Raw genomic sequence first — 2,592 nt, 5'->3', positions numbered from 1 at the left:
TGGATACTGTTAAAAAAATTGAGCAAAATACTCAGTGTGAAAAAGAATTTACGGCTTGAGGTTATGCTTTATCATCATGGCGTCATAATCTCCTGACAATTCTAAACCATGTTTCCGAGCGAGAAGGGAGAAGACACTTTCAAGCAAGTCGACCGAGGCCATTTTCAAGGATGGTGTAATAAGACTGGCCTCCCCTTCATAAGTGATGGGAAGAATGTCATAGGCGTTTCCTTGGCGATGGGCACTTCTCGCCGTTAGAACTGGTATATTGTTTTTGAGAAGTTGAATTATCATGTGCGTTATTTTTCAAAAAGTGACAAAGCAATGTCGAAAGTTTCTTTTTCGTTCGGAAATTGCTCGCACCATAGCGCTAACTGATCTGGACCCAACGCAGCTTTTTCTAAATACACCGACGGAATTTCAATTCCTCCATCTTGTCCAGGATACAGCCTTCCGGCATAGTCGCTAATCCAGCCGTCGCGAATATATTTCCATTCACTTTGATGCTTGCCGATGATTTCGCCTTTCGTACGGCTTGCCCAATGGGCGTCTATTTTTGCACGCCATGCTTTCAGTGCAGGGCTGGCCTTGGGATTGAGTTGGGCGCTGTAATACAGCCAGTGAGCTATTTCATGCCACATAATGGCGCGAAGTTGCTGGGGAGTGTATGTCTTAATCTTCTCGTGAGACAGGGTCATGGTGTCGGTCATGTAGTCGTACTCTCCGGAAGCGCCTTCATCCAAGGATGCTTTCACAGACAGCTTCACCGGTCCCAAGTATTTTACCAGATTGCGCGGAAGCATGTCCATGCCATTCATGCCTGGCATCTTTTCATTTTCTATCTCTGCTGGGTTCAGCGCCTGCTTATGGTTCCAGACACATCATTCTGGCATCAGGGAAAAACGGATTTCCTTGGGCCTGGGGCTAAGAATCGACGGGCATCTGCAAAAGTTCCGGACCAGGTGGGCCTTAAGGCAAGTTGCCTAGCCCCCTCATCAAGTGAGATCCGGCCACTCTCCACAGCCTCCGAAAGTTCATTCAAAAAAGCGGCGGCTTTCTTTCTTCTTTCAATATCCTCAGGTGTTCTCTCTTTTTCAAAAAAATCCATGTTCATAGCCATGTTCTCCTTTTCAATGCTTTGGTAATCGCTTCTTCGATAGGAATCCAATCAGATTTTCCCCATTGTTTCCAATGAATTTCATCATCATCCAGCACATTTTGAAGTTCTTGCAGTACTTCATGATCACCGCTTTTTAGTGTGACATATTGAGCATACGCACGCGCAAAAATTTCTTTAGGGTCAAGATAGTATTCCTTGTTTTTGCTGACATAGTTTTCAATCCAGTCGGCGCTACTAGATGCTAGGGCTGCTTTGACTACAGCTGCCACATCTTGAGGATCCAGATGCAAATCTACATGATGCCCCAGTTCATGCAGGGAGGTGAGCAGCGGTGTGCCCGTGTCCGGACTGACGGCTATGCGCGCGGGCTGTACCGAGGAGGCTGAATGGTACTCTCCAGCATTTCTCCAACTGGACAGATGCTGACCCATCATGACGGGCCGCATGCCGAAACCATCATGCACATCATCCTGCAGCAAGGCTGCTTTCTGCATGGCAAGATCATGCACATCCATGGAAGCAGTGGTCACATGCTTAGATGGCGGGGAGCGGCGCGGCGTGGCATGCTTGCGCAGGTAGGCATTTTCTGCTGCCCTCATCTCCCTGGTCTTTTCCACCCCCGGCACGCTATCGAAGAGCGCTGCTTGCGGTGTTTTTGACGCGCCATCTAGTTGCGAACCGGCTGCTCCGCTGAAAGATGCTTTCTGCTTGAACTGCGGTCGATGGATGACGGGTCTCGGCTCCGATGATGTCGTTCCAGCAACCACGCTCCGCGCCTGGGCAGCGTCTGCCTGCACCTGGGGGTGCTGGCGGGCCTCGGGGGACATGTTCGCGACATTATTGATGAGTCGCTGCGACTGGGGAACGCTGAGCGGCGGGGTTCTGGGCGGGGGGAGAGAGGCGGGGGATGGGGACGAGGGCTGGCTGCCGTTTGCGGTGGCTGCGGGCGGGGTGTCTTGGGCGTTGGGCGAGGGCGGACGGGAGCTGTCTGTGGGACGCGTATCGTTTGACTGAGTGTCTGCATACGGTGTCCGTCCGTCGGAGTCACCACGGCTGCGCGGAGCTTCAGCAGCCGTGTCTGCGTGGGGTGTGCGAGTGGGATCAACCGTGGAAGGTGGGGCGTCGGGATCGGCTTCGCTGTGCGGGCGGGTGGCGCTGTCTGGGGGCTCTGGCTGGGGGCGATTGGCCGATTCTGGACGCAGGGTGCTCTCCGGTGTGGTTACAGGCTTCTCAGCGGGCAGGCGTGAGAGGGTGGCCTTGGCATCGGTGAGTTCTTTTTTCTGGGCGTCGCTCAGGGGCTCTGTTTGGTTTTCGAGCTTCTGGACGTGGTTCTTCAAGACGTCCTGGGCCTGGGCGACGTCTGACTGGACCTGAGGGTGTCCGCGCTGTTCGGGCGGGCGGTTCATGACGTTGTTGATGAGCCGCTGTGACTGCTCGGGGCTCTTGGGCGCGGTGGTGGGCGGGGGACGGGA

At 53.7% G+C, this 2,592-nt stretch carries 4 protein-coding genes; all 4 read right to left on the bottom strand.

The genetic code is table 11. The features are described from left to right. Window positions 1-48: 48 nt before the first annotated feature. A complete protein-coding gene (locus ACILSL_RS27585) occupies window positions 49-294 on the bottom strand; it encodes a hypothetical protein (RefSeq protein ID WP_395735284.1) in 246 nt (81 codons plus the stop codon). 5 nt (window positions 295-299) lie between these two features. Next, window positions 300-809 (bottom strand): hypothetical protein, encoded by a 510-nt coding sequence (locus ACILSL_RS27580; RefSeq protein ID WP_395735283.1) that lies wholly within the window; start codon window positions 807-809, stop codon window positions 300-302. An 83-nt stretch (window positions 810-892) separates the two neighbouring features. Next, a complete protein-coding gene (locus ACILSL_RS27575; protein ID WP_395735282.1) occupies window positions 893-1,108 on the bottom strand; it encodes a hypothetical protein in 216 nt (71 codons plus the stop codon). A 2-nt stretch (window positions 1,109-1,110) separates the two neighbouring features. Next, window positions 1,111-1,947: a hypothetical protein gene (locus ACILSL_RS27570; protein WP_395735281.1), complete on the bottom strand. Its 837-nt coding sequence runs from the start codon at window positions 1,945-1,947 to the stop codon at window positions 1,111-1,113. Window positions 1,948-2,592 lie beyond the last annotated feature (645 nt).

The organism is Prosthecobacter sp., assembly GCF_044222345.1.
Classification (GTDB): domain Bacteria; phylum Verrucomicrobiota; class Verrucomicrobiia; order Verrucomicrobiales; family Verrucomicrobiaceae; genus Prosthecobacter.
Note: the sequence above shows the minus strand (reverse complement) of the source record. Positions and strands in the feature narration are given on the sequence as shown.